The sequence below is a fragment of the Nonomuraea sp. NPDC050691 genome, assembly GCF_040654455.1.
Classification (GTDB): domain Bacteria; phylum Actinomycetota; class Actinomycetes; order Streptosporangiales; family Streptosporangiaceae; genus Nonomuraea.
This window is the reverse complement of sequence record NZ_JBFAIA010000029.1, coordinates 1-21,632: the sequence shown is the minus strand read 5'-3', so window position 1 is coordinate 21,632 and position 21,632 is coordinate 1. Positions and strand designations below refer to the sequence as shown.

At 72.0% G+C, this 21,632-nt stretch carries 20 protein-coding genes; 12 read left to right on the top strand and 8 right to left on the bottom strand.

Features of this window, described 5'->3' with window-relative positions:
- Positions 1–263 precede the first annotated feature (263 nt).
- The 4 genes from AB0H81_RS14705 (at position 264) to AB0H81_RS14690 (ending at position 5,748) form a co-directional block, all read left to right on the top strand.
- The gene (locus AB0H81_RS14705; protein ID WP_358374141.1) at positions 264–1,562 is read left to right on the top strand and encodes an extracellular solute-binding protein; all 1,299 of its coding nucleotides are present in this window, start codon (positions 264–266) and stop codon (positions 1,560–1,562) included.
- The gene (locus tag AB0H81_RS14700) at positions 1,559–2,476 is read left to right on the top strand and encodes a sugar ABC transporter permease (protein ID WP_358374138.1); all 918 of its coding nucleotides are present in this window, start codon (positions 1,559–1,561) and stop codon (positions 2,474–2,476) included. The genes AB0H81_RS14705 and AB0H81_RS14700 overlap by 4 nt, the downstream gene beginning before the upstream one ends.
- Positions 2,473–3,285: a carbohydrate ABC transporter permease gene (locus AB0H81_RS14695; protein ID WP_358374135.1), complete on the top strand. Its 813-nt coding sequence runs from the start codon at positions 2,473–2,475 to the stop codon at positions 3,283–3,285. Before AB0H81_RS14700 ends, AB0H81_RS14695 begins: the two co-directional genes overlap by 4 nt.
- Positions 3,286–3,396: 111 nt before the next feature.
- Positions 3,397–5,748, top strand: a complete 2,352-nt coding sequence (locus AB0H81_RS14690; RefSeq protein ID WP_358374132.1) for a LuxR C-terminal-related transcriptional regulator — start codon at positions 3,397–3,399, stop codon at positions 5,746–5,748.
- Between the two features lie 146 nt (positions 5,749–5,894).
- Here AB0H81_RS14690 and AB0H81_RS14685 read toward each other — a convergent pair whose 3' ends face one another.
- Both AB0H81_RS14685 and AB0H81_RS14680 read right to left on the bottom strand, forming a co-directional pair.
- The gene (locus AB0H81_RS14685; protein ID WP_358374129.1) at positions 5,895–6,089 is read right to left on the bottom strand and encodes a DUF5999 family protein; all 195 of its coding nucleotides are present in this window, start codon (positions 6,087–6,089) and stop codon (positions 5,895–5,897) included.
- Between the two features lie 187 nt (positions 6,090–6,276).
- Positions 6,277–8,232 (bottom strand): beta-galactosidase, encoded by a 1,956-nt coding sequence (locus AB0H81_RS14680; protein ID WP_358374127.1) that lies wholly within the window; start codon positions 8,230–8,232, stop codon positions 6,277–6,279.
- 148 nt (positions 8,233–8,380) lie between these two features.
- On the opposite strand from AB0H81_RS14680, the gene AB0H81_RS14675 reads away from it, so the two are divergent.
- The 7 genes from AB0H81_RS14675 (at position 8,381) to AB0H81_RS14645 (ending at position 15,314) form a co-directional block, all read left to right on the top strand.
- Complete coding sequence (locus AB0H81_RS14675; protein WP_358374124.1) at positions 8,381–8,959, top strand: TetR family transcriptional regulator; 579 nt, start codon at positions 8,381–8,383, stop codon at positions 8,957–8,959.
- A gap of 85 nt (positions 8,960–9,044) precedes the next feature.
- A complete protein-coding gene (locus AB0H81_RS14670; RefSeq protein ID WP_358374121.1) occupies positions 9,045–10,415 on the top strand; it encodes an MFS transporter in 1,371 nt (456 codons plus the stop codon).
- Complete coding sequence (locus tag AB0H81_RS14665) at positions 10,399–11,151, top strand: SDR family oxidoreductase (protein ID WP_358374118.1); 753 nt, start codon at positions 10,399–10,401, stop codon at positions 11,149–11,151. Before AB0H81_RS14670 ends, AB0H81_RS14665 begins: the two co-directional genes overlap by 17 nt.
- A gap of 235 nt (positions 11,152–11,386) precedes the next feature.
- A complete protein-coding gene (locus AB0H81_RS14660; RefSeq protein WP_358374115.1) occupies positions 11,387–12,250 on the top strand; it encodes an alpha/beta hydrolase in 864 nt (287 codons plus the stop codon).
- Between the two features lie 280 nt (positions 12,251–12,530).
- A complete protein-coding gene (locus AB0H81_RS14655; protein WP_358374112.1) occupies positions 12,531–13,163 on the top strand; it encodes a GPP34 family phosphoprotein in 633 nt (210 codons plus the stop codon).
- Positions 13,164–13,213: 50 nt separating this feature from the next.
- A complete protein-coding gene (locus tag AB0H81_RS14650) occupies positions 13,214–14,698 on the top strand; it encodes an APC family permease (RefSeq protein ID WP_358374109.1) in 1,485 nt (494 codons plus the stop codon).
- Between the two features lie 10 nt (positions 14,699–14,708).
- A complete protein-coding gene (locus tag AB0H81_RS14645) occupies positions 14,709–15,314 on the top strand; it encodes a GNAT family N-acetyltransferase (RefSeq protein ID WP_358374106.1) in 606 nt (201 codons plus the stop codon).
- A gap of 10 nt (positions 15,315–15,324) precedes the next feature.
- Here AB0H81_RS14645 and AB0H81_RS14640 read toward each other — a convergent pair whose 3' ends face one another.
- The 5 genes from AB0H81_RS14640 to AB0H81_RS14620 form a co-directional block, all read right to left on the bottom strand.
- Positions 15,325–16,155: an NAD(P)H-binding protein gene (locus AB0H81_RS14640; protein ID WP_358374103.1), complete on the bottom strand. Its 831-nt coding sequence runs from the start codon at positions 16,153–16,155 to the stop codon at positions 15,325–15,327.
- Positions 16,152–17,039, bottom strand: a complete 888-nt coding sequence (locus AB0H81_RS14635) for an alpha/beta fold hydrolase (protein WP_358374100.1) — start codon at positions 17,037–17,039, stop codon at positions 16,152–16,154. The genes AB0H81_RS14640 and AB0H81_RS14635 overlap by 4 nt, the downstream gene beginning before the upstream one ends.
- Positions 17,036–17,491, bottom strand: a complete 456-nt coding sequence (locus AB0H81_RS14630; protein ID WP_358374097.1) for a nuclear transport factor 2 family protein — start codon at positions 17,489–17,491, stop codon at positions 17,036–17,038. The genes AB0H81_RS14635 and AB0H81_RS14630 overlap by 4 nt, the downstream gene beginning before the upstream one ends.
- A complete protein-coding gene (locus AB0H81_RS14625; RefSeq protein WP_358374094.1) occupies positions 17,488–17,892 on the bottom strand; it encodes a nuclear transport factor 2 family protein in 405 nt (134 codons plus the stop codon). The genes AB0H81_RS14630 and AB0H81_RS14625 overlap by 4 nt, the downstream gene beginning before the upstream one ends.
- An 82-nt stretch (positions 17,893–17,974) precedes the next feature.
- On the bottom strand, positions 17,975–18,895 hold the full coding sequence (locus AB0H81_RS14620; protein WP_358374091.1) for a hypothetical protein: 921 nt from the start codon (positions 18,893–18,895) through the stop codon (positions 17,975–17,977).
- 216 nt (positions 18,896–19,111) lie between these two features.
- Between AB0H81_RS14620 and AB0H81_RS14615 the strand changes: the two genes are divergently transcribed.
- The gene (locus tag AB0H81_RS14615) at positions 19,112–20,005 is read left to right on the top strand and encodes a LysR family transcriptional regulator (protein WP_358374088.1); all 894 of its coding nucleotides are present in this window, start codon (positions 19,112–19,114) and stop codon (positions 20,003–20,005) included.
- 35 nt (positions 20,006–20,040) lie between these two features.
- Here the strand turns inward: AB0H81_RS14615 and AB0H81_RS14610 are convergent.
- Positions 20,041–21,632, bottom strand: a 1,592-nt coding sequence (locus tag AB0H81_RS14610) for a helix-turn-helix transcriptional regulator (RefSeq protein ID WP_358374084.1), incomplete at its 5' end; no start/stop codon positions are given.

Below are 21,632 nucleotides of genomic sequence, written 5' to 3'. Positions count from 1 at the left end.
GCCGATGTCTGGATGCTCGTACCGTGAGGGTCATGCCGCGTACGGCCGAGTTCGTTACGGGGACTCAATCTCTCACACCCTTGACACCTCGTGGAGGGGCTCATAGTCTCCACGCAACATCACAAGTTCACACTTTTTGGCGTTAGATTTAACGCCCTTCCCAGGATGTTGTCAGACCGCCCCGCATCTTGGGCCCTCCCGATTAAAACGTTCGCATAAAGCCCACCCCCCGCCCGCGTGGGAACTGCACGGAGGAGACCCCCATGACCGACCTACGCGAAGCCCGGATGAGCCGCGCCCAGTTCTTCCGCATGATGGGCGGGCTGGCCGCGGCCGCCGCGGCGACCGCCTGCTCCACCAAGCCGCAGACCACCACCGCGCAGGGCAAACCGGCCGCCACCGAGCTCAAGTTCGTCGGCGTCGCCGACCAGAAGGCTCCCATGGAGGAGCTGATCGCCGCCTACAAGCAGGCCAAGCCCAGCGTCTCCCTCACCACCACGTTCGCACCCCCGGACCAGGTGCAGACCTCGGTCCGCACGCAGCTCGGCGCCGGCAACGCCCCCGACCTGCACGTCGTCTACCCGGGCAACGGCAGCGCCATGTCGATGAGCCAGATCGCCAAGGCCGGGCTGCTCGCCGACCTGTCCGACCAGGCGTGGACCCAGACCATCCCGTCCGGGTTCAAGCCGGCCTTCCAGAACGACGGCAAGACCTACATGTACTCGGCGGGCTCGTCGGTCATCGGCGCCGCCTACAACACCAAGGCGTTCGAGAAGGCCGGCATCGACGCGCCGCCCACCACGTGGACCGAGTTCCTCGCCGTGTGCGACAAGCTGAAGAAGGCCGGGATCACCCCGATCGCGCTCGGCGCCCAGACGCCCTGGGTCACCCAGCTCATCACGTACGCGCTCGTCCCCTCCACCGTGTACGCCAAGGACCCGACCTTCGACGACAAGCAGCTCGCCGGGCAGACCAGCTTCGCCCAGTCGGGCTGGCGCCAGGCCATGGAGATGTACCTGGAGCTGCAGAAGCGCGGCTTCTTCAACGACAACCCCAACGGCACCACCTTCGAGCAGCAGATCTCCACGGTGGCCACCGGCAAGGCCGGCATGGCCATCCAGGTCTCGGCCGTGCTGCCCGACTTCCGCAAGGCGGCCACCAGCCCCACCGACCTGTCGATGTTCCCGGTGCCCGGCGCCGACTCGGCCGACCAGGTGTGGATCCCCGCCGGCGTGGTCGTCGGCCTCGGCGCCTCGGCCAAGGGCAAGAACGCGGCCGAGGCCAAGGCGTTCATCGACTTCCTCGGCAAGCAGGAGAGCATCAACCGCTGGGCCAAGGCCATCTCCGCCATCCCGCTCACCCAGGACTCCGGCTCCACCATCGACCCGGCCGTGCAGTCGTTCCTGCCGTTCACCAAGGACCGCGCCGTGCCGTTCATGGACCAGCGCTGGCCGAACGCCGAGGTGCAGCCCGTGCACTTCGCGGTGATCCAGGAGCTGCTCGCCGGCAAGATCAAGATCGATGAGGCCCTGAAGAAGATGGACGAGGCATACGCCAAGTGACCGCGAACATCACCCGCGGGAGCCTCCCCTCCACGGCCCGCAAGCCGTGGGGGAGGTTCAGCTCGTTCTCCCCGTCGTGGCTCTTCGCCCTGCCCGCGCTGCTCGTCTACGCCGCCGTCGTGCTCTACCCGAGCCTGGCCGGCATGGTCTACGCCTTCACCGACTGGAGCGGCCTCGGCGAGGACAAGTCCTTCGTCGGGCTGGCCAACCTGACGGCGATGTTCCGCGACGACCAGGCCATGGGCTCGATCGGCAACACGCTGCTGCTGACCGTGACGATCGTCGCCGTGCAGAACGGCGTGGGCCTGCTGCTCGCGCTCGGCGTGCACGTGAAGCTGAGAAGCCGCGCCGTCCTGCGGGTGGTGTTCTTCGCCCCGGTCGTGGTCAGCCCCGTCATGGTGGCCTTCCTGTGGAAGTACATCTACAACCCCGACCCGGACGCCGGCCTGAACGGCCTGCTCGGCACCCACATCGACTGGCTGGGCGACCCGTCGCTCGCGCTCTGGTCGATCGCGGGCACCGTGGTGTGGCAGTACGCCGGCTACTCGATGGTCATCTTCCTGGCGGGGCTGGAGGGGATCCCGCCGGAGCTGCACGAGGCGGCCATGATCGACGGCGCCGGGACATGGCAGCGGTTCCGGTACGTCACCTGGCCGCTGCTCGCGCCGGCGCTGACCATCAACCTGATGCTGTCCACGATCGGCGGGCTCAAGCTGTTCGACCAGGTCTTCGCGGCCACGAACGGCGGCCCCGGCTACGCCACCGAGACGCTCTCGACGGTCCTGTACAAGCAGGCGTTCGTCTTCGGCAAGTTCGGCTACAGCACGGCGATCGCGCTGGTGCTGGCGCTGTTCGTGGCGGCCGTGTCGATGGTGCAGCTCTACTATCTCCGCAACCGTGAGGTGGCCCAGTGAAGCGGACGTTCCTGCTGGAGATCGTCATGGTCGCCGTGGCCGTGGCGTTCCTCTTCCCGGTGTACGCGCTGATCACGCTGTCGCTGAAGGACCCGGCGCAGATCTCGCACAGCCCGCTCTCGCTGCCCGCGCCGCCCACGCTCGACAACTTCGGCAAGGCGTGGACGGCGGCCGCGCTCGGCCCGTCGCTGGTCAACAGCACGGTGATCACCGTGGTCAGCCTGGTCGCGCTGGTCGCGCTCGGCTCGTTCGCCGCCTACTACCTGGCCCGGGCCAAGAGCCGCATGGGCTACGGGCTGTACATCCTGTTCCTGCTCGGCATCGTGCTGCCGTTCCAGCTCGGCATGATCCCGCTCTACCAGCTCGTGTCCGACCTCGGGCTCATCGGCAGCCACGCCGGGATGATCGTCTTCTACACGGGGATCCAGCTCCCGTTCACCGTGTTCCTCTACACGGGCTTCATCCGGGCGCTGCCGCGCGACTACGCCAGCGCCGCCCAGATCGACGGCGCCTCCCACTTCACCGCGTTCACCAAGGTGGTCTTCCCGCTGCTGCGGCCCATCACGGGCACCGTGCTCATCCTCAACGCCGTGTTCATCTGGAACGACTTCTTCACCCCGCTGCTGTACCTGGGCGGGTCGGGCTTCGAGACGATCCCGGTGAGCGTCTTCGCGTTCGTCGGCCAGTACGTCTCCGACCACGGCCTGGTCTTCGCCGGCCTGGTGCTCGGGGCGCTGCCGGTCGTCGTCGCCTTCCTGGTGCTGCAGCGCTACGTCATCAAGGGCTTCGCCAGCGGTCTCAAGGGGTGAGCGGGCACCACGTCCCCGCCTTCACACGTACGGTGACCAGCGCATAACCTTGAGGGAACGGCTCGGGCATCACCCGGTGGCCCGGCCGTCGGGGCAGACATGATGCTGGCGATGAACGAGACCAGGCGGCAGCAGTATGTCAGGCTGCCCGCGGAGGTGACCAGCTTCGTCGGACGTCGGCACGAGGTGGCCGAGGTCAAGCGGCTGCTGTCCACGTCACGGGCGGTGACGCTCACCGGCGTGGGCGGCGTCGGCAAGACCCGGCTGGCGCTGCGGGTCGGGCTCGACATGGCGCGTGACTTCCGCAGCGGCGTGTGGTTCGTCGAGCTGGGCGCGCTGGAGAGCCCCGACATGCTGGCCCAGGTCGTGATCGAGGCTCTGGAGATCCGCCACCAGAGCGCCGGCTCCCCGCTGCGGGTGCTCACCGACTTCCTCGCCGACAAGAACGCCCTGGTCATCCTGGACAACTGCGAGCACCTGGTCAGCGAGTGCGCCGTCCTCGCCGAGGCGCTGCTGCGCGCCGCGCCCGACCTGCGGGTCCTGGCCACCAGCCGCGAGGCGCTGGGGTTCACGGGCGAGCGGATCCTGCCGGTCCCGACGCTGCCCATGCCCGGAGCCGACGGGGCGGAGCTGCCCATCGAGTCGCTGGCGCGCTCCGACGCCGTGCGCCTGTTCACCGAACGGGCCATGGCCGTCCTGCCGTCGTTCGCGCTCACCGAGGACAACCGCGACATCGTCCTGCAGATCTGCCGCCGGCTCGACGGCCTGCCGCTCGGCATCGAGCTGGCCGCCGTCCGGCTGCGCGCCCTGTCGCTGCGCCAGCTCCTCGACCGCCTGGACGACCGGTTCCGGCTGCTCACCGCCGGTTCCCCGGCCGAGCCGCCGCGCCATCAGACGCTGCGGGCGCTCATCGACTGGAGCTACACGCTGTGCTCCGAGAAGGAGCGGCTGCTGTGGGCGCGCGCGTCGGTCTTCGCGGGCGGCCTCGACCTGGAGGGCGCCGAGGCGGTCTGCTCCGGCGACGGCATCGACCACGACGAGGTGCTCGACCTCGTGTGCGCGCTGGTCTCCAAGTCCATCCTGATCAGGGAGGAGAACGGCTCGCGCGTCCGCTACCGGCTGCTGGAGATCATCCGTCAGTACGGCCTCGAACGGCTCGTCGCCCAAGGGGAGCACGGCGAGCTGCAGCGGCGCCACCGCGACTACTACCGGGAGCTCGCGGCGCAGGCGCGGGAGCAGATCTTCGGGCCCTCGCAGGTCGCCTGGTTCACCCGGCTGCGTCACGAGCACGCCAACCTGCACAGCGCCCTCGAACGCTGCCTGGCCGACCCGGCGGAGGCCGGATCCGGCCTCGAGATGGCCGCCGACCTGCTCTACCACTGGATCAGCGGCTACTACCTGGGCGAGGGCCGCCGCTGGCTGGAGCGCGCGCTCGCCAGCGGCGCGGGCACCCCCGAGGCGCGGGCGCGGGCGCTGTGGGCGGGAAGCTGGCTGGCCATCATCCAGGCCGACGTCCCCGCCGCGGCGGAGATGCTCAAGGAGAGCCAGAACCTGGGCGAGCGGCTGGGGCTGGAAGGGGTCCTCGGGTACGTCGCGCTGTACTCCGGGATGATCGCCATGTGCGAGGGCGACACCGACGGGGCCATCGAGCTGTACGAGCACGCCCTGGCCCGGCACCGCGCCACGGGCGACCCTGTGGGCACCACCCTGGCCCTCATCCGGCTCTCGCTGGCCCACTCCTTCCGCGGCGACTCCGGCCAGGCCATCGCGATGGGCGACGAGTGCCTCGCCCTGGCCGACGCGTACGGGGAGGGCTGGCACAAGGCGTACATGATGATGGCGCTCGGCGTGGACGTCTGGCGGCAGGGCGACCTGAAGCGGGCCGCCGCGCTGGAGAGGGAGAGCCTGACCTTCAACCGCGCGCTCGGCGACCCGCTCGGCGTCGGGGTCAACCTGGAGGTGCTGGCCTGGATCGCCACCAGCGAGCGCGACCACCGGCGGGCGGCGCGGCTGTTCGGCATCCTGCGGACCATCTGGCAGATGATCGGCGCGCCGCTGTCCGGCTACGGGCATCTGGCCGGCTACCACGACCAGTGCGAGGCCCTCACCCGGGAGGCGCTCGGTCCCTCCGCCTTCGAGGCGGCCTTCGAGGAGGGCGCCCGGCTGTCCTACGACGACGCGCTCGACTACGCGCTCCAGAGGGACGAGCGCGTGGTCGAGCGCTCCGCCGGCGGCGGTGAGCGCCCGGCCTCGAAGGGCTCACGGGGAGGGTCCGGGCCGCTCACCCGGAGGGAGACGGAGATCGCCCGGCTCGTCGCCCAGGGGCTGACGAACAAGGAGATCGCCACCACCCTGGTGATCTCCCAGCGCACCGCCGAGAGTCACATCGAGCACATCATGGGGAAACTCGGCTTCCATTCGCGGGCCCAGGTGGCGGTCTGGGTCAACGAGCACGACTCCTGACGCGGCCCTGGCCGCCGGTGGTCAGTACGGGAGGCGGCGGCCGGACGGGGTCCGCAGGTCGACGCCGGACTGGCCGGAGCTCGGCTTCTTGGACTTGCGGATCTGGATCCTGCGCACGGGATTGCTGTTCCTTTCGCGCTGCCGCGTCAAGCGGCCGTTCCACAGCAGATGGGCCCGGTGGAGATGCTCCGGCCGTCCGGCAGCAGCTCGCCCGCGTCATCGAAGATGACCACGCCGTTGCAGAGGAGTCCCCACCCCTGCTCGGGGTGGAAGGCCACCATGCGGGCGGCGTCGTGGCTCGGGGCGTCCGCCGGTGGACACGGCGGCTGGTGCTGGCACATGGCTCGTCCCTCTCTCCATTTGCTCGGGTCGGCTGAGCCCATGTCTAAGCACCCAGACTGCCCGCGGCGGGGCAACCAAGCGACGGGATAAATCCCTAATTCGGTACCTAGGTAGAAGCGAGGGCACGGAACCCGTCAAGGAGCGGGCGGCCCCCGCCGTCGGGGCGGGGGCTCCGGGGCCCGTGCGTCAGGCCGGCGAGGCGGTCTCGCGGACGACGCGGACCTCGCCCGCGGGGATCGTGAGCGCGCCGTCCACCGGCCGGCCGTCGGGCAGCGTGACGCCCGTGGCCGGGACCGCTGCCGGGGCGTCCGTGTGGTTGATCGCGAACAGGTACGACCGGCCGTCCGGGTGCGCCCGCCGTACGAGCTCGACCCCGGGGTGGGAGGTGGCGGAGATCCCGGCGTCCACGCAGACCTCGGCCACCACGCGCCCCAGGAGGTCGCCGTCGGGCAGCGTGGTCAGGTAGTGGGCGGTGCCGTCGCCCCAGGCGTTGCGGGTCCAGGCCGGCTCCCCGGTGGCGTACGTGTCGAGGACCTTGGCCGTGGTGGCGTGCGCGACCTCGCTCCACACCGTGCCCGTGCCGCCGCCCTCGACCGTCACCTGCTCGTCCGGCGCCAGCGGGTAGAACTCCTCGACCGTCACGCCCAGCAGGTCGCGGAACGCGCCCGGGTAGCCGCCCAGCCGCACCCTGTCGTTCTCGTCCACGATCCCGCTGTACGGGGCGACGAGCACGGTGCCGCCGGCCGCCGCGAACCGCTCGACGTTCGCCGCCCCCTGGTCGCTGATCAGGTAGAGGGCGGGGACGACGACCAGCCGGTACCTGGACAGGTCGCCCTCGGGGTGGGCGACGTCGCAGGTGACGCCCGCCTTCCAGAGCGCCCCGTACCACTGGCGGATGATCTCGACCGGGTCGCGGTGCGTGGTCGGCTGGGCGGGGTGGTCCTCCGCCCAGATGCTGGCGTAGTCGAGCAGGATCGCCGCGTCCGCCGTGACCGTGCTGCCCTCGACCTCGGCCAGGTCCTTCAGCAGGGCGCCGAGGGCCTTGACCTCCCGCCAGATCTTGGTGTCGGTGCCCGTGTGCGGGACCATCCCCGAGTGCCACTTCTCGGCCCCCGCCCGGGAGGCCCGCCACTGGAAGAACATGATCGCGTCCGCTCCCCTGGCGAGGTGCTGGACGGAGTTGCGCAGCAGCTCGCCGGGGCGCTTGGCGCGGTTGTAGCCCTGCCAGTTGACGGCGCTGGTGGAGTGCTCCATCAGCATCCACGGCCGGCCGCGGTTGAGCGAGCGGGCGAAGTCGGCGGAGAAGGCGAGGTGGACGTGGGGGTCGTCGCCGATGAGGTAGTGGTCCGAGGCGATGGGGTCGATCTCGGGGGCGTACGTCCAGTAGTCCATCTCCCAGTGCATCCCGGCCATGAGGTTGGTGGTGGCGGGGACGCCGGGCGTGAGGCGGGCGAGCAGGTCGCGCTCGGCCCGGTAGAGGTCGAGCACCGCGTCGGAGCAGAACCTGCGGTAGTCGAGCTGCTGGCCCGGGTTGGTGAAGGTGGGGGTCGCCCGAGGCGGCAGGATCTGCTCCCAGTCGCTGTAGCGCTGGGACCAGAAGGCGGTGCCCCAGGCGTCGTTGAGGGCGTCGAGCGTGCCGTAGCGCCCGCGCAGCCAGACGCGGAAGGCGGCGGCGGAGGCGTCGCAGTAGCACCGGACGTTGTGGCAGCCGTACTCGTTGTGGATGTGCCAGATGGCCAGCGCCGGGTGGTCCCGGTAGCGCAGGGCCACCTGCTCGGCGATGCGCAGCGCCCGCTCCCGGTAGATCGGCGAGCTGGGGCAGAATCCCTGCCTGCTGCCGTGGTGGAGCCTGCGGCCGTCGGCGTCGACGGGCAGCGCCTCGGGGTACGTGTGCCCGAACCAGGGGGGCGGCGCGGCCGTCGGCGTGGCCAGGCACGCCTGCACGCCGCCCTCGGCCAGCAGGTCCATGACCTTGTCGAGCAGGCTGAAGTCGAACCGGCCCTCCTCGGGCTCCAGGAACGACCACGAGAAGATGCCGACGCTGACCCGGTTGACCCCGGCCTCACGCATGAGGGCGACGTCCTCGGCCCAGGTCTCCTCGGGCCACTGCTCCGGGTTCCAGTCGCCGCCGTAGACGATCAAAGGGTGCTCCTCGCGGGACGCGTTCGTGGGGACGCGGGGCCGCGCCAGGGGGTATTAAAACGTTCTTCTTCCCTGACGACAAGGCGCCACCACAGGTGGATCCGGAGTAAATTGACCGCTCGTTCCAGAAAGAGGTAGGGTCGGAGACATGGCCAGGACCAAGGAGTTCGATCCCGACGCGGCGCTCGACGCGGCGCTGGAGCTGTTCTGGGAACGCGGGTATGAATCGACGTCGATGGCCGACCTGGTCGAACGGCTCGGCATCGGCCGGGCGAGCCTGTACGCGACCTTCGGGGGCAAGCACGAGCTCTACATGAAGGCGCTGGAGCGCTACCTGGAGCGGCGGGACCCGTCGCCCATCGAGGCGCTGTCCCAGCCGGGCCCCGCGCTGCCGGCCATCCGGCGGCTCGTCGAGTCGTACGCCCGGGAGTCGTCCACCGAGGAGGGCAAGCGCGGCTGCATGATCGCCAACGCGGCGGCCGAGCTGCTGCCCCGCGACGAGGAGGTGTGCCGGTTCGTCGACCGCAACTGGGAGGGCCTGGAGACGGCGCTGACCTCGGCGCTCATCCGCGCGCGGGCGCAGGGCGAGCTGGACGCGGGCAAGGACCCGCGGACGCTGGCCCGCTTCCTCATCGTGGTGCTCCAGGGCATGCGGCTCATGGGCAAGGCGTCACCGGACCCCGCGAGGATGCGCGACGCGGCGGCCCACGCCCTCAGTCTGCTCTGACCCCGGCTCACCCTCGGCGCCACCTCCGCCCTTGAAAGACGAGGAAGACCTTGCCATGCCCCCTATCTGGAACGAACGGTCTAGTATGGTAAGTCCGGCGTTCATCCTGCTCGCCGGCTCCCAGGTCATCCTCATCGCGTCGATCACGCTCCTCGTCGTCCCCCTCCCCGCCATCCAGCGCGAACTCGGCCTGGACCCCGCCGGCCTGGCGCTCCTCAGCTCCGCCTACGGGCTGTCGTTCAGCGGCCTGCTCCTGCTGGGGGGAAGACTCTCCGACCTGTACGGGCACCGGCGCGCGTTCCTGACCGGCGTGGCCGTCTTCGGGGCCGCCTCGGTCGCGGCCGCGCTGGCGCCCGGACAGCTCGTGCTGCTCCTGGCCCGGTTCGCCCAGGGGGCGGCGGCCGCGCTCACGGCTCCGGCCGCCATGGCGCTGGTCCGGCAGGTGGTGCCGGACCAGCGCCTGCCACGGGCGATGGCCGTGTGGGGGACCCTGTCGGTGACCGGCGCGACGGCGGGCAGCCTGCTGTCCGGCGTGATCGCCGCCCTGGTGTCGTGGCGCTGGGCGTTCGCCATCCCGATCACGGCCTCGGCCGTCGTCCTGGCCGCCGCCCGGCGGCTCCCGGACCGGGCTCCCGGTCAGGCGCCCCGGCTCGACCTGCCCGGAGCGGTCCTGGCGACCGCGGGCATGGTGGCGCTGAGCGTCGGGCTGCTGTACTCGGCGCCGATCGTGACCGTCGCCGGCGGGCTGCTGCTGGTGGCGTTCGCCGCCGTGGAGTCCCGCGCGGCCGAACCGCTGCTCCCCCTGCGATTCCTGGCCTCGCCCCGTCGCTCCGCGGCGCTGCTCGCCGTCCTCGTCACGGCCGCCGCCAGCGCGACCACCACGTTCTTCCTGACGCTCTGGCTCCAGCAGGTACGCGGACTGACCCCGCTGCAGACCAGTGCCGCGTTCGCCCCGTACCTGCTGGTGCTGGCCATGGGCCCGGTGTCCGGCCGGCTCGTCGGGCGGCTCGGCGCCCGCGCGGTGACCATGTGCGGGCTGGGGCTCGGGGCGGCCTCCATGGGACTGCTCAGCCTGATCGAGCCGGACACCCCGTACGCCGGAGCGGTGCTCGCCGGGCTGCTGCTGTTCCCGGTCGCGTCCGGGCTCGCGCTGTCGGGGGCGACCGTGGCGGCGCTCGACGGCGTGCCCGCGCGCCAGGCCGGGCTCGGGGCCGGACTGGTCAACACCGCGATGGAGGTGGGGCCGACCGTCGGGCTGGCGGCGCTGGCGGCCCTCGCCGCGGCACGCACCGGCCCGCACCGGGATCCGGCCGCCGTCACCCACGGATACGGCTTCGCGCTGGCCGCCACCGCACTGCTCTTCATCTTGACCGCGGCGCTGACCGGCGTCGCCGGCCGCAACCCGCGCAACGAGAACACCCACAACAGAGAGGTTCGTCATGAGGTTCGCAGATAAGGTCGTGCTCGTCACCGGCGGCGGCTCCGGCATCGGCCGGGCCACCGCGCTCGCCTTCGCCCGCGAGGGGGCCCGCGTCGTGGTCGCCGGACGGAGCAGGGAGCCGCTGGAGCAGACCGTGAAGCTGGCCGAGGAGACGGGCGGCCAGGCCGTCGCGATCACGGCCGACGTGACCCGCGCCGCGGACGTGGAGCGGCTGGTGGCCGACACCGTCGCGACGTGCGGGACGCTGGACGTCGCCGTCAACAACGCCGGGGTCTTCACGATGGGGCAGGCGGCCGAGATCGACGAGGCCGACTGGGCCTACACGCTCACGGTCAACACCACGGGCGTCATGCTGTCCATGAAGTACGAGATCGCCCACATGCTCACGGCCGGAGGCGGGGTCATCGTCAACGTCTCCTCGCAGATCGGCGCCCACAAGCGCATCCCCGGCCTGGGCGCGTACGCGGCGAGCAAGGCGGCCGTGACCGCGCTGACGCGGACGGCGGCGCTGGAGTACATCCGGGAGGGCATCCGGATCAACGTCGTCAGCCCCGGGCCGCACGACACGACGATGTCGATGCGCCCGGGCGAGACGGAGGCGGACCGCGCGGAGCGGATGCGCGACGCGCTTCCCGCGGGGCGGGTCGGCACGCTGGAGGAGGCGGCGGGCGCCATCCTCTGGATCGCCTCGGCGGAGGCGGGTTTCACGATCGGGCACGACCTGGTGGTGGACGGCGGCTCCACCCTCTGAGTCCACTCCCCCTGCGAGGCTCCGACGCGGCCCCACCATCCGAGTGGGGTTCCCCTCTGAGGGGGCGGCCCACCTCCCCCAGGCCCCAAGGCCGGCGAGCCCGAGCCTGAGGGGGCTCCCCTCAGGCCGCCCCACCCTCCGGGGCTGCCCACGCCGGCGGGCGCCCGGCCGTGAGAGTGGGGGCCGCGGGAGCGGGGGTGGGTTTGGGGCGGGGGTCGGCGGAGAGGGGCGTCGGGTGATCGAGGGCTTCCGTGAGGACGAGGTGCGGCTGGGCGGCGAGGTGTCCGTCTTCTTCCGGTACGCGGGACAAGGGTCGCCCGTGGTGCTGCTGCACGGCCATCCCCGTACCTCCGCGACGTGGCACCGCGTCGCCCCTCGCCTGGTCGCGGAGGGGTTCACGGTCGTCTGCCCCGATCTGCGCGGCTACGGCCGCTCCCGCGGTCCCGCTCCCTCCCCGGACCACGCCGCCCACTCCAAGCGCGCCCTGGCCGGCGACGTGGTGGAGGTGATGCGGCGGCTCGGTCACGGGCGGTTCGCGGTGGCCGGGCACGACCGCGGCGGCTGCGTCGCCTTCCGGCTCGCCCTCGACCACCCCGAGACCGTCACGCGGGTGGCCCTGCTCGACTGCGTGCCGATCACCGCGCACCTGTCCCGCATGACACCGGAGTTCGCGACCTCGTACTGGCACTGGTTCTTCTTCGCCCAGCCCGGCGTGCCCGAGCGCGTCATCGGCGCCGATCCCGACGCCTGGTACCACGGCGACCCCGAGGCCATGGGCCACGCCAACCACGCGGAGTTCCGCCGGGCCACCAGGGACCCTGACGTCGTGCGCGGCATGCTGGAGGACTACCGCGCCGGCCTCACCGTCGACCGGCGTCACGAGGAGGCCGACCGGGCCGCCGGTGTCCGGCTGCGCTGCCCGGCCCTCGTCCTGTGGTCCGTCCGCGACGACCTGGTGGACCTCTACGGCGATCCGCTCGCCCTGTGGCGCGACTGGGCCGGCGACCTGTGCGGCCACGGCGTGGACTCCGCCCACCACATGGCGGAGGAGGCCCCGGGGCAGCTGGCCGCCGCGCTCACCGCGTTCCTCAAGGACTGAGCCGAGGGTCCCCTGGGACGCCAGAGGACAAGGTGACGATCTTCAATAAGGCGGATAAATCGTCATATAAAGCATTAATGCATCGGATGGCGGGACTTGGCGAGAAATGGGGCCTAGCCGCAGTGATGGCGTTCTTGATAAACATTTTCGCGCCACCCGCACGCGTTTTCATGAACCGGCCATCCATTAAGGGCGATAGTGAGCGAACCGATTCGGTTGTCCTCCCTCTGGACGCACCTCGTTCGCCGTCTGTCGCGACACACTCGGCGGGAGAACACGGTTGCTGGCCGATGATTTCTTCCTCATCGCGTGGGACACGACCGGCACCGGCAAGCCCCGCCTGCACCTCCAGGGGCTGACGTTGGGCCTGGCCGGGGCCCTGATCGGCGAGCTCGTCCTGGAGAACCGGCTCACCGTGAGCGGCACGCGGCTCCAGCTTCTCGACCCGCTCCCGCTGCGTGAACGCGTGGCCGACACGACCCTGGCCGATATCGCCGATTCCCCCCAGCACACCGATGTGCGCACCTGGCTGGCATACCTGGCGCAACGCTCCCTCACCGATGTCACCGGCCGATTGCTGGCCATCGGGCTGCTGGAATGCGTCACGCCCAGATTATTGAAACACAAACAGAATCGCTATTTCGCGACGGAGTTCGGACCCGCCGTCTGGCCCTCCACCCGGCTGCGCCTCTCGCTGGTCCGCCGCCGGCCGCTGAACCCGTACGACATGCTGCTGGCCGCGCTCGTGGACGCCTGCGGCATGACCGACACCGTCGTCGAGGACCCCGGCCACCGGGCCGCCGCGCACCGCTACCTGGCCGCCGTGCTCGCGGCCATGCCGCAGCCGCTGAGCGACCTGAGCCGCCACGTCAGCGCGGCCGTCGGCGACGCCGTGCTCACCTACCGCACCTGACCCCGACTCAACCGTCCTGAACCCGTTCTGACCCCCCAGAGAGGTATCGGATGCCCGTCGCCCCCTCCCCCACCCGTTCGGATCCGATCGCCGGCGCGCTGGCCGCCGACCGGCTCGGCGCGCCGTCGGTCGTCTACTTCGTGCTGTCGGCCGCGGCGCCGCTCACCGTGGTCGCCGGCGTGGTCACCACCGCGTACGCGGTCACCGGCATCACCGGCCTGCCCGTCGCCTTCCTGGCCGTGGGCGTCGTGCTCGCGGTCTTCGCCGTCGGGTACGTCGCGATGGCCCGCCACATGGCCAACGCCGGAGCCTTCTACACCTACATCAGCCGGGGCCTCGGCCGCCCGGCCGGCATCGCCGCGGCCTGGGTCGCACTGATCGCCTACAACGCGCTCCAGGTGGGCCTGTACGGGGCGTTCGGCGCGGCGGCCACGCCCCTCGTCGAGCGGTGGGCCGGCGTCTCGCCGCCCTGGTGGACGCTGTCGCTGGTCGCGTGGGCGCTGGTGTCGGTCCTCGGGGTGATGCGGATCGACGTCAACGGCCGGCTGCTCGCCGTCCTGCTCACGGCCGAGGTGGCGGTGATCCTGCTGTTCGACGTGGCCGACCTCGTCGGGCCCGCGCCGGCCGGCGTCTCGCTGGAGACCCTGTCGCCGGGCGCGCTGTTCGTGCCAGGAGTCGGCGCGCTGCTGATCACGGCCACGCTGGGCTTCGTGGGATTCGAGTCGGCCGTGGTCTTCTCCGAGGAGAGCCGCGATCCCCGCCGTACGGTGCCGGCGGCCACGTACGCCTCGATCGCCATCATCGCCGGCCTGTACGCGCTGTCCGCCTGGGCCATGACGGTCGCCACCGGACCCGCGAACATCGTCGAGGTCGCCCGCCGCGACGGCGCCGAGACCATCTTCGTCATCGCCACCACGCAGCTCGGCGTCGCCGTGGTGGACATCGCCCGGGCGCTCTTCGTCACCAGCCTGTTCGCCGCGATGATCTCGTTCCACAACACCACGGCCCGCTACTTCTTCGCCCTCGGCCGCGAGCGTGTGCTGCCCGCCGTGTTCGGCCGCACCCGGCCCCGCACCGGCGCGCCCAAGGCCGGCTCGATCGCGCAGAGCGTGCTGGGCCTCCTCGTGATCGTGGGGTACGCGGTGCTGGGCCTGGACCCCCTGGTGCAGCTCTTCTTCTACGGCGGCACCTTCGGCGGCTTCGGCGTGCTGCTCCTGGTCTTCGCCACCTCGATCGCGGTCATCGTGTTCTTCTCCCGCGAGCCGAGCGGCGAGGACGTCTGGCGGCGGCTGGTCGCGCCGCTGCCGGCCGCCGCGGCACTGGCCGTCATGGTCGTCCTCGCGGTGAGCAACTTCGCGACCGTGCTCGGCGTGCCCGACGGCGATCCGCTGGCCTGGATCCTGCCCTCCGTGTACGGCGTCGCGGCCGTGGTGGGCCTGGTGTGGGCCATGGTGCTGCGCTCCGGGCAGCCGGCCGTCTACTCCCGGGTCGGGCTGGGCGCCAAGGCCGCGACCGTCCACGACCTGGCCCGCTGAGGAGCACCCCATGACCCCGTCGTCCCGTCTCCCCGTCATCCGCCGCGCCGGCGCCCGCGACGTGCCGCGCGTCGCGGAGCTGATCGCCACCGCGTTCGCCCCTCTCGCCGCCCTGTCCTACCTCGTGCCCGAGCCGCGCGGACGGCACGAGATCATGACCGCCGACTTCCGGATCCTGGTCGAGCACGCCGCCCGGCACGGCGAGATCGACCTGATCGACGACGCCCCGGCCGTGGCCGTCTGGTTCCCGCGCGTGGGGCCGCTGCCCGAACCGCCCGGCTACGAGCAGCGGCTCGCGGCGGCCACCGGGCCGTGGCTGGAGCGCTTCCTGCTGCTGGATTCGCTGTTCGACAAGCACCATCCGGACGAGCCGCACCACCACCTGGCGTTCCTGGCGGTCCACCCGGCGCGGCAGGGCCGGGGGCTCGGCAGCGCGCTGCTGCGCCACCATCACGCCCGGCTCGGCGGGCTGCCCGCGTACCTGGAGGCGAGCAGCCCGCGCAGCCGCGACCTGTACCTGCGGCACGGCTATCTGCCGCGCGAGACGTTCGCGCTGCCGGACGGCGCGACGTTCTGGCCGATGTGGCGCCCGGGCGACGTCCCGTCGGCCGCCTGACCGGCGTGTTCTAGGCCGGGCCCGCGTCGAAGTCGGTGCGATGGGCCAGGGCCCACTGGCGGAAGGTGCGCGGCGGCGTCCCGGTCACCTTCTCCACGGTGGGATAGATCTGGGACTCGTCCAGGGTGCCGTCGCTGTAGAAGCTGAAGAACGCCTGGATGTACTCCTCCGGCACGCGCCCCGCCATGTCCGCCCTGGCCTCCTCGTCCGACAGGGCCTGGAAGCGCAGGTCACGCCCGAGCACATCGGCCAGGACGGCGAGCCGCTGCGCCGGCAGCAGCCGCTCCGGCCCGCTCAGCGGGTGGATCCGGCCCTCGTGCCCGGGGTCGAGCAGGGCGCGGACGGCCACGGCGGCGATGTCGTACGGGTCGACCGAGGCGATCGGCACCGCGCCGAACGCGTCCCTGACGACGTTCCCGGCCCGCAACTGCGGCAGCCAGCGCAGCGCGTTGGACATGAACGCGTTGGGCCGCAGGAACGTCCAGGCCAGCCCGGACTCGCGCACCGCCGTCTCCGAGCCGATCATGTACTGGGAGACGGCGTTGCGGGTGTCGGTGGCGACGGTGGCCAGGCTGGACAGCAGCACCACCCGCTCCACCCCGGCCTCCCGGAACCGGGCGAGCAGGCCGGGCATGTCGCGGTAGCCGGGCAGCAGGAACACCCCGCGCACGCCGTCGAGGGCGGCGCCGAGCGTGTCCGGCGCGTTCAGGTCGCCGACGGCCTGCTCCACCGGCAGGCCGGCGGGTTCGCGGACCAGCGCGCGCACGGGTTCTCCCGCGCTGACAAGCGCGCGCACGACCTCCCCGCCGACGTTGCCGGTGGCTCCGGTGACGAGGATCATCGCAGGGTCCTGCCGAAGTGCGCGGCCACGGCGTCCACCGCGACGGTGACCTGCGGCTCCTGGTCGTAGAAGTCGAACTGGGTGCCCTGGGTCCACAGGATGTCCTTGGCGCCGGCGAGCCCGGCGTGGAAGCGGTGGGCGCCTTCGGGAATGGCGGCGTCTTCGCTGTGCACGAGCAGGGTGGGCCGGCTGATGCGCGGCGCCAGGGCGATGGAGTCGTAGGTGAGCCAGTCCGGCCAGGCCATCACGGCGAAGCGGTTGGGCCAGGCGGGGATGCCGCCACGCTCGGGGTTGAGGTAGAAGTCGATGTCGTACGGCATGGCCGCGCGAGGGTCGGCGGCGCTGACGACCGGCACGTAGTCGATCTCGCCGGTCTCGTCGTAGCGCGACCGGGCCTCCAGCCCGATCTTGATCTTCTCGGCGACCGCCTCGGCGCCGCCGTACGCGGCCTCGCAGATGGCGGCGTCGTGCAGCCAGGGCGCCACCAGGGCCAGGGAGGCGACGAGGGGGTCGTGGGCGGCGTTGTCGGCCATGTACATCGCGGCCGCGCAGATGCCCAGGGCGCCGAGCCGGTCGGCGTCGATGGCCGGGTGGGTGGCCAGGAAGGCGACCGCGTGATGGATGTCGATGACCTTGCGGGCCGGGTTCTCCACATCCCGTGGGTCGCCACCCGACTCACCGAAGCCGGTGAAGTCGAACGACAGGGCCGCGTAGCCGCGTTCGGCCAGGCGCTGGGCGTAGCGGTCGGCCATCAGCTCCTTGACGCTGGTCCAGGTGCCCGCGACCACCACGCCCGGGGCCCGCTCCACCCCCTCGGGCAGGAACAGGTTGCCGGCGAGGGTGACGCCGTCGCTGTCGAAAGTGACCTTGGTGACCTTGTTCACGCGTACTCCAGAGTGGCCTTCGTGATCAATCCGTCGGTGATGTCGAAGTGGTAGTTGGCGCGGAAGCCGCCCACGCCGCCGGGCTGGAAACGGACGAGCATGGTGACCCCACCCGGTCTCGGGGTGTGGTCCAGCAGCGTGTAGACGCCGCCGATGACCTCGTCGGCGGCCCAGCGCCGGATGGCGTCCCGGCCGCGGATCTCACGCCCGACGTCGATGACCAGGCCGTCGGGCGCGAAGCCGGCGGCCAGGGCGTCGGCGTCCCCGGCCGCCACCGCGTCCAGGTAGCGCCGCGCCGCCGGGTCCAGCGGCCCGCGCGAGGCGGGCGCGGAGGGCAGCGGCTGGATGGCGTCGGTGGCGACCGCCCGCTGGAAGTCGCTGCCGGCCCCGGCCGCCACCCCGCCGGCGACCAGCACGGCGGCCGCCGCCCCCACGATGGCGCGCTTCCTCATCGGGCGCCGTCGCTCCAGGCCGCGGTCATCACCACGCCGGTGATGCGCCACCCGCCGCCGGTGCGCGCGAGGTCGAAGCGGTAGGTGCCGCCCAGCGTCCACAGCGAGTCGTCGTCCTTGCGGTGCGTGGCCTGGAAGGAGGCCGTGCACACGGCCGCGTCCCCGGCGACGGTGACCAGGTGGTTGCCGATCAGGTGCTGGGTGGCCACGTAGGCGCCCAGCGCGCCCTCCCAGCCCTCGACGATCTGCGCCGGGGTGAGGACGACCGGCTCGCCGCCATTGAGACTGGTGTAGTCCAGCAGCACCTTGTCGGCGAACACCTCGGCGAGGTCGCTCCACTCCCGCTGGTCGGCGTGCCAGGCCATCCGGGTGCACGTGTCGATGACATCCAAACGATCCATGCGGCTCAGCATGTCGGCGCTGCACAGGCGCGCAGGAGAGGAAGAAGTTGCAGGTCCGGGTGCAGGAACCTGCACCCGGACCTCACAGCCAGCCGCGCTCCTTGGCCCGCAGTGCCGCCTGGAAGCGGGTGGCGGCGCCGAGTCGTGCCATCAGGTCGGCGACGTGGGCGCGGAACTTGCGCACGGAGACGTTGAGCGAGCGTGCGGCGGTCTCGTCGGTGTCGTGACGGGTCAAGGCGTGCAGGACCTGCTGCTCGACCGGGGACAGGGGCAGGTCGTGCAGATCCCGGGCGCGGTCCCACATGCCGTCGAAGACGTCGGCGAGCATGGCGACCAGGCCGGGCTGACGGATCTCCAACGCTCCGGCCTCCGGGCCGTGGGGATCGGCCTGGACGAAGGCGACCGCGCGGTTGACGATCGCCAGGTGCCGGGTCGGCTCGGCGGTGACCCGGTGCAGGTCGCCCAGGGCGTGCAGGGACCGGGCGTGGGGGTCGTGCGCCGGGTCGGCCAGGGCCCAGGCGGGGAACAGGGTGCGGCTGCGCAACCCGCGTGCCAGCAGCCGCTGGAACGGCCGGGGGTCGTAGGGCGTGCTGCTGTGGGCGCGGGTCGTCACGTGGGCGAACTCGCCGGGGTTCTCGGCCAGCAGGGCGCGCATGCGGCGGGTGACGGCCGGTCCGTCCGGGATGTGCTCGACCATTTGGACGAGGCGGCCGCTGCGGTGCTCCTCGGTCAGCTCGGTCAGCACGTCCCAGGCCATGGTGAGCTCGGTCAGCCGGCGGCGGGTCTGCTCGATGCGCCGCCGTACCAGCAGATCGACCGCGGCGGCCGGGGGAATCGCGGTCAGTGCCTCGCCGACCAGGCCGAACGCTCTCAGCTCGGCGAGGACGCGGCGAGCCTCGGGCATGACGAGGTCGACGGTGTCCGCGTCGAGATGCGGGTGACGCAACAGGTAGCGGTAGAGGCGCTCCTGTTCGTCGGTCAGACCTAGACTCGCCAGACTCATGATCACCGGTAGTGGACGGGGCCACGAGGTCGAGGCCGTTCGCAGGTGTCCTCCAGGCTGCACGGCGCCGGCGTCTCTATCAACGCCGACCTCGCACCCGCTCGATAACATGAGAGTTATCGGACGAAAGGGATGTCTATGGAGCTACAGGACATCGGGCTCATCCTGCTGATCGCCCAGGGGCGTCGGCTGCCCGCTTCCCCCGGCCTCTCCTGAGTGACGTCCGTGGAGATCCGCGACATCGAGATCTTCCTGACGCTGGCCGAGGAGCTGCACTTCGGCCGGGCCGCGGCGCGCCTGCACGTCTCGCAGGCCCGGATCAGCCAGGCCATCAGGGAACAGGAGCGCCGCATCGGCGGCGCGCTGTTCGACCGTTCCAACCGTCGCCACGTCGAGATCACCCCGCTCGGCCGCCAGCTCCGCGACGACCTGAGGCCCGTCTACGCCGCCCTGCGCGACAGCCTCGAACGCGCCCGCCTGGCCGCCCGGGGCATCACCGCCGTGCTCCGCGTCGGCATGATGCCGATCAACGTCCACGACCTGCGCCCGTACTGGGACACCTTCCGCGCCCGTCACCCCGCCTGGGAACTGCGCATCAGCCACCCCGCCTTCGACGACCTGTTCGGCAGGCTGCGTCGCGGCGAGTTCGACGTCCTGGTCGCCTGGCTGCCCATCGAGGAGCCCGATCTCACCGTCGGTCCCGTCCTCTTCGCCGACCCGCGCGTGCTGGCCGTGGCCCCCGGGCACGAACTCGCCGGCCACACGTCGATCTCGATGGAGACGATAGGCGACTTCCAGCATCCCAACATCGAGTCCCGGCCGGACTACTGGCTCGACGCCTACGTACCGCCCCACACCCGCAAGGGCCGCGTCGTCGAACGCGGCCCCCTCGTGGGCAACATGGCCGAGATCTTCACCCGGATCGCCATGGGCGAGATCGTGACGCTGTTCCCGGAGCACATGAGGCGGTACTGGGTGCGGCCTGACATCGTCTACGTACCGGTCCACGACCTGACGTCCCTGCCGTACGCGCTGGTGTGGCGGTCGGACAGCGAGAACGACCTCATCCGCGCGCTGGCCCGGACGGTGCGCGACCTCGGGCCGCTCTGAACGGGACGCGTCCCGGTCGCGGCGCCGGTGGTCCGTCAGTCCAGGTCGAGGTCGAGGTCGAGGTCGCGAAGCTGGGCGCGCGCCGAGATCCCCAGCTTGGGGAACGCGCGGTACAGGTGCGAGCCCACCGTCCGCGGGCTGAGGTGCAACCGGTCGCCGATCTCGCGGTTGCTCAGCCCCCTTGCGGCGAGCCTGGACACTTCCCGCTCCTGCGGGCTGAGCAGGGCGGCGACGCGCCGGCTCCGGCGGGGCGGGCCGCCGCCGGCCGCCAGGAACCGGCCGCGCGCGCGGCGCGCCCAAGGCTCCGCCCCCAGGGCGTCGAACGTCTCGCTCGCGGCCCTCAGCATCGCCTGGGCCTCGGTCCTGCGGTGGTTGCCGTGCAGCCACTCGCCGTACAGGAGTTCGGTGCGGGCCCGGTCGAAGGGGCGCCGGTCGGGCCCGAGGCTCGCCAGCGCGCTCCGATAGTGGGATTCGGCGCGGGCGTCGTCCGAGAGCATCGCGTGGGAGCGATGCCAGCCGGCCAGGGCCGCGGGGCCGCGGACGCCGCCGGTCCGCGGCTCCATGGCCTCGACGATCCGCCGAGCCGGCTCCGTGTCCCCGGCGCCCACGGCGGCCTCGACCAGATCCGGGAGCATCGCGAGCGCGACGAAGTCATTGGAGTGCGGCGACCCCCGCTCGAACAGGCGCAACAGCTCCGCGAACGCCTCGGCTGAGGCGCCCTCCCCGAGCGCCAGCAGTCCCAGCGCGCCGGTCGCCGTCGCGGCGGCGAGGCGCTCGCGCAGCGGGAACGCCACCTCCAACGCCTGCCGGGCATGCCGGCGGCATGCCGCCGCATCGCCGCGCACGGCGGCGAACCGCGCCGCCTGGGCGAGGAAGCCGGCCGTCCACCCCCGCTGGCCGGTCTCGTAGCTGAACCGAAGCCCCTCCTCGGCATGCGCGGCGCCCTCCGCCCAGCGTCCGAGCCGGAACTCGATGTCGGCATGGTAGGACAGCACCTCGGTCAGCAGCGCGGCGGAGCCCTCGGCACGGACCCGGCGGCCGGTGGCTTCGACGAGCCGGAGGGCCTGGTGATCGTCGGGCCCCATCCAGCCGATCACGGTCGCCCACATCCATTGCCGCTCGTCTCCCCCGCCCCGGCCCCCGGGCAGGGCAGCCGGCAGTTCCCACAGCTCGGCACCGGTGACGACCCCCTCGAAGCCGCCGAGGAGACCTTCGGCGGCGCGGAGCGTCGCCGAAGAGCAGTCCAGGGCGGTGATGCGCCGGGTCGCCAGCAGCGTCGCCCCCATGTCCCCGGCGCGCAACGCCGATCCGGCCGCGAGCAGGAGGGTCCAGGCCGCCTCCTCGGGATCGCTGGACGCCATGAGTTCGGCGCACCGCACCAGGTGCGTGAAGGCGATGGCGGGGTCCCCGCCGTACAGCTCGATGGTCCCGTTGAGCTGCGCCAGTGTCACGGCGGGCACCGGCTCGGCCATGACCTGGTCGGCCAGCGTCCTGGCCAGGCCGGGCCGGCCCGCGTCCAGTGCGACGAAGGCGGCGGTCACCGTCCTGTGGCGGCGATCGGCGGGCGACTCACTGAGCCGCGCGGCCTGCCGCAGAACGGAGATCGCCGCCGCCGCGCCGCCGCGCC